The following is a 7,012-nucleotide window of genomic DNA, read 5'->3' on the forward strand; positions in this document are numbered from 1 at the left end:
CTGTTTTCTTGCCAAGGCACAGCGGTTCCATTTGCGCCCATTGGGCGTCTGTCAGTACGAAGCGATCCATACGGATTTTGAATCACATTTGGTGACTTTGAAAAAGTATAATTCCCAACAGACCCTGTTAAAAAAGGCGGTGTTCCCTGAAGCTTTTTGAAAAAAGCTTCACCAGAAACTTCTTTAAATTTACAGGGGCTATGTTCCCTTTTCGGGTACGGGCGGCACGGTGGAAGGCGATGCGTTCGCGTTCACCGGCCTGCGTCCCGGCGCCATACGGCGGAACCACATCACGACCGGCCGCAGGCAGACACCCAGCATGATCAGCCCCGCCACGACGGCCGCCGCCGCAGCCCCTTCCAGATGCCACGCCATGGTCATGCCATACACCAGCGGCAGGTAGGTCAGGGTGACAATGATCCGCCCCTTCAGCACCTGCGACACCTGCCCGATCACGGTCAGCAGCGGTTCCAGCGGCACGACCCCAAGCCCCAGTATCGCACTGCCCAGCATGAGCATGATAAGCGAACGCCCGCCATGCCAGTGGACATGCAGCATCCATGTCAGCAGGATATTGCCCACCGCCATCGCCACCCCCATCAGCAGGATGGAAAACCCGCCGATCATCAGGAACAGCTTGATGGTCACGCGCTTCATGCCATACCAGTCCTGCTCTTCACGCAGGCGGATGAATTCGGGGTACAGCGCGGGCATCATGAGTTGCGCGGGCTTGGCGATCCCCTCGCCTATCTGCCGGGAAACGCGATAGACCGCCGCATCAGCCGGACCAAGGATGCCACCCACCAGCAATGTGCCGAACTGGTTGAAAACCGACCCCAGCAGGTGGTTGCAACTGGTGGACAGGGTAAAGCGCCATATGCCCGGCGCATCACCCGACTTCAGCGGGGCGAACAGGCTGAAACGCTGCGTGGCACCCGCATGCCGCAGTTGCAGCCAGCCCAGCGCGGTACTGCTTATGAACATGACCAGCTGCGTCATGCTCCATACCAGCAGGTAATAATCCAGCCCCATGTGATACATGAACCCGATGCCCGACCCCACGGTACGCACCAGCGCGCCGGACAGGTCCGTCAGCATGGTCAGCCAGAAGGAATTGCACAGCCGGAACACCCCGGCCGACCAGCTGGTGTTCATGAACGCGATGGTCAGCATGTAAGCAAAGGCCGCCCCCTGATCCGCCGCCGGCCACCCCATATAGGCACCAAACAGCGCAACCCCCACCGTGCCCACCAGCCACCCGACACCGCCGCTTATGTAGTCGGCACGGATACAGAACGCCAGCACACGGGAAAACTGCGCCTGGCGGCCATTGGTGAACGGGTCCGTACCGTAATGCAGTAGCGGCTGCCATGACAGCAGGTGCGTGGCCTGCGATACGGCGGCGCCGAACGTCGTGACCAGCATCAGCACGCCAAACTGCGACAGTCCCAGCGCCCGCACCGCCCACGCGATATAGACAAAACTGCAGATCGCATTTGTCGCCCGCCCGGCAATCAGGAAACCGGTATTGCCGAAAATGCGCTTGAGTGCGTCCCGTTCAGAAGTGGACATGGGTGATCACACGTACAAAAACCCGCGCACGGGCTGACCCCGGACACGTGCCCTCGGAACAACAGACGAAAACGATAGCGCAGGCTCCCCTAAACTGAATAACGGACGTGGCAGGAAACCGGCAGGTTGCCCCCCGCTGCCGTTCATCCGTGTGTTCAACGGCGGGCACTGTAGTGCGCCATGCCTGCCGGGGCTAGTCCCCGCCATGCACGTATTGCAACCGGGATGCAACGGGGGATGCCGCCAGCGCCCATCCCACAATCATGGACAGCCACCCCGCCGTGGGCTGCGTCAGCAATGAACTGGTGGACGCCACGGGCCAGAAAACCAGCGTCACGACAACCGCCAGCATCAGCCGCTGCGGATCGCGCGTGGGGGCGACATCCTTCCATACGGGCACCAGCAGGCAGGCGACCAAGGCCATGAACAGTCCCATGGCGGGCATGCCCCCCATGGTCCCCATCAGCAGGTAATAGTTGTGCGGATGCAGGTTGCACCCGGTTGCGCCGCCATGCGGTCCCTCGGCCACGTCCAGCCACGGCAGGCCATGGAAATAGGCCGGATCGGGACAGGCATGGCGAAACCCGTCAAACCCCAGCCCGAACCACGGGTGCTGCCCGATCATCACACCCGCGCGGATGAACAGCATGCCATAGGGGCTGTCGGCAAAGGCATGCATATGCGTGATGAAATTCACGACCAGCTTGTGATACGCCTGTGGCGCCAGCACCGGCGACAGCGCCACGCCGCCCGCGCCCAGCAGCCCTACGGCCAACAGCCCACCCCGCAGGCGCGGCACCAGCACGCCCACGATCCCCATCCCCCCCAGCATGAGGAACAGCGGCATGCGCTGCGCCACCAGCACCATGGTCAGCACCAGTCCCAGCAACATCGCGGTCGCCATGATCCGCCCCCGCGCACCATCACGCCGTGACAGACGTATGGCGGCGGGAAACAGCCCCGGCAGCGCCGTCATGAACAGTCCCGACCCCACGCGCGGCGCCCATAGCGGCCCCAGCAGCGCGCCATCCGCCCACCGGCCATAACCCCATATGTTGCGACCGCATATGTATTGCTGCCAGCATCCCGCCACCAGCCAGATCGCAACACCCCCATAAACCCGTGCCAGCACGGCACGCACGCGCACACCGGGCAGGATCCACGCCTGCAGGGCCGCGATGAACAGGAAATACCGACCGAAACATGCGGCCTGCACGATCGCATGACCGTTCCCCATCACCATGGAGGACAGGATGATCTGCCCCCACAGCAGCCCCGCCACGCATATCCAGGGCTGCCGCAACCAGGCCCAGTGCCGGGTCAGGACACCGTGGCCCACGAACAGCACCGCCACTACCGACATGACGATTTCAGCAGGCGCCAGCGCATACAGCAGCAGCACCGGCATGGGGATGACAAGGCCGGTTGCAATCCGCCACATCCACTGTTCAACCTGCTGCTTCAATCCGTGCTCTCCCCGTTTATGCACCAGATGGCGGGATGTATCGCAAGTTTTACCGTGGGCAAAGCCGTAACAGGCCACGCCATGCACGCTGTATTAACGGAATTCTGACACAAGGAGATGTATTGCATTTGTAAAACCGGAAAAAGACCTGCATCCTTGTCACAGGTCCATGGCAACACGGGAGACGGGATATGCAAGACGAAGACGGCATCATCACCGAACGGAAAGTTCTGGTGAACGAGATCCGCGCCGACCTCGAACGTCTGTCCGAAACAGTGGATACCGCACAGGCGGTGACGGATGACATACGCTCCACCATCGCAATGGTAGCCGACAAGATGGATGCGCTGTCCGACCTGATCCGTTAGACCGGGCATGCCTTACATCCGGTTCACCATCAGTGACCGCTCCCGTAAAGGCGGCATGTCACGGATATGTTGCCACCATGCCTGATATGGGCGGCCATGATGTGCCACCTTCCCCCCTTCCGTCGGCATCATGGCCTGACGTCAGGATACGGACACATCATGCTGGTCAGGTCAGACGATTTTCATGTTCTGACATCCCCGCCCGGAAAAACCTGCAACCGGTCTGGTAACCTGTCATGATTGTTTGGAAAAATGACCTTCCCGACAGGTAATCGATAAAAACGGTGGCAAGCGATCGCAGGTGATGCCTGGATGCCCAGTCATACATATTTTGAAATATTTTTCGTTTTATCCTCGTCTTTACATTTGTCATGAAAATTTCATAATCTGGAACTGCATTTTACATAAATTCTTTAGGCAAACCCATTGTGGAAAACAAGAATAAATTCCTGAATACCTCATTGAATGCGTTTTTCATATTGGTTGCGCCTGTCTGCATGCCCGCCACGGCAATGGCGACAACAATTTCAGGAAATGACAGCTTTACCTTACCATCCGGGGAAAGCGTGGTCGCGACTGACGACAAGGGAATTTCCCTTAAAAACCCAGATAATCTGTCAGTCACCATCGATCAGGGTGCGAGCATCACGTCTTCCGATGACGCAATCCATGCCGGAAATGCCACCACCGGAACCGTATCCATTACCAATAGCGGTTCCATTGAAAGCACCACGGACGGACAGGCCATTGACCTGAACGACATTACGGGTACAGCCAATCAGACAACCATCACGAACACCGCGACCGGCGTCATAAAAGCGGATAATGATGATGGCATCCGCCCCGGCACGAACGCCACGGTTGTCAATTCCGGGACCATCTATTCCGATGGGGCCGTCGGGGACAAGCATGACGGGATTGATTTTCAGGAAGCCCCCACCGGCACGGTCATCAACCAGAGCGGCGGCCTGATTTCAGGCGAACGCCACGGCATCACGACAGACGGCTATGTCGATGTCTATAATGCCGCGGGCGCCACGATCATCGGGCGAAACGGGTCGGGTGTCGGATCGGATGGCACCGGCAAGGTCGTCAATCATGGTACGATCATAGGCGGCTATAATGGTTCCGGCACGGGGGATGGCGATGGTGTCGATATTGATGGCGCCGCCTATGTCGATAACTGGGGCACCATCCGCGCGGAGGGCGCGGCCGGTTTAGATAAAAACGGGGAGACCAACGTATCCGAGGGCCTGGCCCTTACCGGCGGCGGAACGGTCATTAATGAACAGGGGGCATTGATAACGTCTGTCCAGAACGGCGCGACCATATGCTGCTCCAGCAATGCATTTACTTTCCAAAATTATGGCACGGTCCACGGAGATAACGCTGGGCTCGCGGTCGGCAGCCTGGTTTCCGTATACAATTATGGCACCATAACGGGTGGTGTTGCTGCCATTGCAAGCTGGCCAGTGACGACGTCAAACATTTCAGTATATAATTATGGAACCATATCCAGCGCAAACGATGCCATCTTTAATAATACAGGGTACAATACTTCCATTTACATGGCAGCCGGGTCCACCATAAAGGGCAACATGGAAAATTACGGCAGCCTGGATTTCAATGTTGATTCAACCTATACAATAGATAACAACCTGAAAGGTAGTGGCAACATTACCAAATCAGGTGACGGCGATCTGATCCTGACGGGCAATAGTGGCAGTTCCCTTACCGGCGCTACGGATATTCTGGCAGGCACCCTGACGGTTGATGGCTCCATCGCCTCATCCGCGATAACTGCCCGGTCGAACACAATGCTGAATGGTAGCGGCACGGTCGGAAGCACAATTATTGAGGACAATGCCACCCTGATGGCAGGCACCGCCGACAAGGCAGGCACCCTCAAGGTACAGGGCAACCTGCAGCAGCAGGCCGGGTCGTCCTATATCGTGAATGGCGGGCATGTAGCCGTAGCTGGACAGGCGCAGATCGGATCGAACACGCAGTTGGTCATGGCATCCACTGCGGGCATAGCCAACGGGTTCCGCAAATCAGATGAAGCCGGGACATACCGGGTCCTGACCGCGTCACAGGGACTGAACGGGAATTACACCACGCTGGTTGGTGATACGCAGATATCCGCTTTCGATGTTGTCACGGAAGGTGCGGATGCCAATGACGTCTACCTGCATCTGGATCAGGTCCGCTCCTTTGCCGATGTTGCCCATACCCGTAACGAAAGTGCCGTGGCGCATGCCCTGGACACCATGACGGCAGGCGCAATGAAGGATGATGTCGGTCTTGTCGGCAATAACGCACAGGCAAGGCAGGCATTCAATGCGACATCTGGTGAAATCCATGCATCCGCCCGCACGGAACTGATCCAGGACAGTTTTTATGTGCGCAATGCCGCGATTGACCGTCTGCGTGGGGCTGCGTGCGATCCGGGTGCTGGCACCCAGTCCACCGCAACCATGCAGGGCCGCCGCACCGATGGTACCTGTCAGTCCGAAGGCGCGGCCCTGTGGGGCGAAGCCTATGGTGGCTGGGGCCACAATTCGGGCGATGGCAATGCCGGTTCCATGCACCACAGTGTCGGCGGTTTCGTGCTGGGGGCGGATACAACCGCATTCAACACATGGCGCATTGGTGGGCTGGTCAGTTATGGCCACTCCGGCTTTGATGTAGGCAGCCGCTCATCTTCCGGCCACAGCAACAATGTGTCGGTTGGCGGCTATGCCGGGACGCATTGGGGGCATCTGGCCCTGCGACTGGGTGCAACATATTCATGGAATATGCTGGGCATCAACCGTCAGGTCATGTTCGCGGGTTATTCCGGGCGTGAAAACAGCAGCTACCTGGGGGGCACTGCCCAGGGTTTCGGTGATCTTGGATACCGCTTCAATGTCGGGCCTGTGGCATTGGAACCGTTTGGCAATGTTGCCTATGTCAACCTGCATACGAACGGCTTCAATGAACATGGCGGTAAAGCCGCACTGGCCGGTCGTGCGACGGATACGGGCACGACCTATTCGACCTTTGGTTTGCGTATGTCGTCCGATATACGCATGGGTTCCCTGGTTCTGATACCGAATGCCAGCCTGGCCTACCGCCACACCTTCGGTCACCTGACACCAACGACACAGGAATATTTCGCACGCGGCAATGGCCCGGCATTTGATGTTGCTGGCGTTCCCCTGTCGGAAAATGCCGCCGTGCTGGACGCTGGCCTGAAGGCAAGAATGACCAACCGGGTCAATATTGGCGTGTCCTATATCGGTCAGTATGGTGAACGTTCCACCGATAGTGGTATTCGCGGAAAGTTCGATCTCAAGTTCTAAGGGGCTGTTTGAAAATTCGGACCGGAAATACCCGGCAATCATAAAGAAGTTTTTGGTGAAGCTTTTTTCAAAAAGCTTCGAAGAACGCCGCCTTTTTGAAAAAAAGTAATACCCAAAAACTTTTATTTTTTTATCAGGGTCTGTTGGGAATTAACGCGAATTGATGATTGCAGCGGTGAGATAAATCATCGCTGCGAATGATCTGTCGGTCTTGTCGCTTCGCATGGCGATGCGCTTGAACTCCTTGAGCTTGCAGAAGAAGT

Annotated in this window: 4 protein-coding genes and 1 pseudogene; 2 read left to right on the plus strand and 3 right to left on the minus strand. The window is 57.7% G+C overall.

From position 1 onward, the window contains the following. Positions 1-198: 198 nt before the first annotated feature. Positions 199-1,572: a lipopolysaccharide biosynthesis protein gene (locus tag F1542_RS06370; protein WP_193732305.1), complete on the minus strand. Its 1,374-nt coding sequence runs from the start codon at positions 1,570-1,572 to the stop codon at positions 199-201. Between the two features lie 193 nt (positions 1,573-1,765). Beyond that, on the minus strand, positions 1,766-3,037 hold the full coding sequence (locus F1542_RS06375; protein WP_193732306.1) for an O-antigen ligase: 1,272 nt from the start codon (positions 3,035-3,037) through the stop codon (positions 1,766-1,768). 191 nt (positions 3,038-3,228) lie between these two features. Between F1542_RS06375 and F1542_RS06380 the strand changes: the two genes are divergently transcribed. Both F1542_RS06380 and F1542_RS17440 read left to right on the plus strand, forming a co-directional pair. Then, positions 3,229-3,405, plus strand: coding sequence for a hypothetical protein (locus F1542_RS06380; RefSeq protein ID WP_193732307.1), 177 nt, complete (start codon positions 3,229-3,231; stop codon positions 3,403-3,405). A gap of 566 nt (positions 3,406-3,971) precedes the next feature. Next, a complete protein-coding gene (locus F1542_RS17440; RefSeq protein ID WP_193732308.1) occupies positions 3,972-6,749 on the plus strand; it encodes an autotransporter domain-containing protein in 2,778 nt (925 codons plus the stop codon). 150 nt (positions 6,750-6,899) lie between these two features. On the opposite strand, the pseudogene F1542_RS17125 reads toward F1542_RS17440, so the two are convergent. After that, positions 6,900-7,012 (minus strand): annotated as a pseudogene (locus F1542_RS17125) (IS5/IS1182 family transposase); the annotation flags it as partial.

Origin of the sequence: Komagataeibacter sp. FXV3, from assembly GCF_015155755.1 — a bacterium.
GTDB lineage: Bacteria > Pseudomonadota > Alphaproteobacteria > Acetobacterales > Acetobacteraceae > Komagataeibacter.